Source organism: Escherichia sp. E4736 (assembly GCF_005781225.1).
Lineage (GTDB): Bacteria > Pseudomonadota > Gammaproteobacteria > Enterobacterales > Enterobacteriaceae > Escherichia.
On sequence record NZ_VATT01000078.1, the window covers coordinates 1 to 1,126 of the forward strand.

Below are 1,126 nucleotides of genomic sequence, written 5' to 3' on the forward strand. Positions count from 1 at the left end.
CTTTTTGATCGCATGGCGGATCACGCTGTTTAGCGACTCGATGGCATTCGTCGTATAGATCACTTTGCGGATGTCCGTTGGATAAGCGAAGAACGTGGCAAGATTCGGCCAGTTAGCCTGCCAGCTTCGGCTTATCTGAGGATAGCGACTGTCCCAGGCCGCAGCGAACGCTTCCTGTGCCTGCTGGCCTGCCTCTTCCGTGGGAGCCTGATAAATCGCTTTCAGGTCGCGAGTGACGGCTTTGTAGTCCTTCCATGACACGAAGCGCAGGCTGTTGCGCACCATATGCACGATGCATAACTGGATGCGGGCCTTCGGATATACTGTGTTGATGGCATCCGGGAAGCCTTTCAGGCCATCCACACAGGCGATGAGGATATCGTTCAGACCGCGGTTTTTCAGTTCAGTCAGCACATTGAGCCAGAACTTCGCCCCTTCATTTTCGGCCAGCCACATACCCAGCAGTTCTTTCTGACCTTCGATATTGATGCCCAGTGCCAGGAACACCGATTTGTTGATGACGCGACTGTCCTGCCGAACTTTCAGGACGATACAGTCAAGATAAACAATGGGGTAAACAGCATCCAGTGGTCGGTTTTGCCATTCTACAACCTGCTCCATCACGGCATCGGTAACCTTTGATATCAGTGCCGGTGAAACATCTGCGTCATACAGTTCTTTGAACGCAGCAGCTATCTCACGGGTGGTCATCCCTTTGGCATACAACGAGAGGATCTGGTTATCCATCCCGGTAATACGGGTCTGATTTTTCTTTACCAGTTGTGGTTCGAAGGTACCGTCACGATCGCGCGGAGTACGCAGTTCCAGTGGACCGTCGCCTGTGATAACGGTCTTTGTGGAATAACTGTTGCGGGAGTTAGCTCCTGGTCTGGACTGATTTTTCTCATACCCAAGATGGTGTGTCATCTCTGCATTGAGAGCGGCTTCAACGCTGAGCTTTTTCAGCAGCCGATCAAACTGACTGAGGTCTTCAGGGGTTTTGAGGTTTTTGGCCAGTTCGTTAGCCAGAGCCTGTAACTGTTTTTCGTCCATAAATTAACCTTCATTTGATGCTGGATTGAACATATCAAAATCAGGCAATTACACAAATCTATGTACAGGCTCC

General features: G+C 50.5%; 1 protein-coding gene. It reads right to left on the minus strand.

Features of this window, described 5'->3' with window-relative positions; genetic code table 11:
• Nucleotides 1–1,053: IS256-like element IS1414 family transposase (locus tag FEK46_RS23330; RefSeq protein ID WP_138194856.1), on the minus strand; the 1,053-nt coding region annotated here is incomplete at its 3' end.
• Nucleotides 1,054–1,126: the final 73 nt, after the last annotated feature.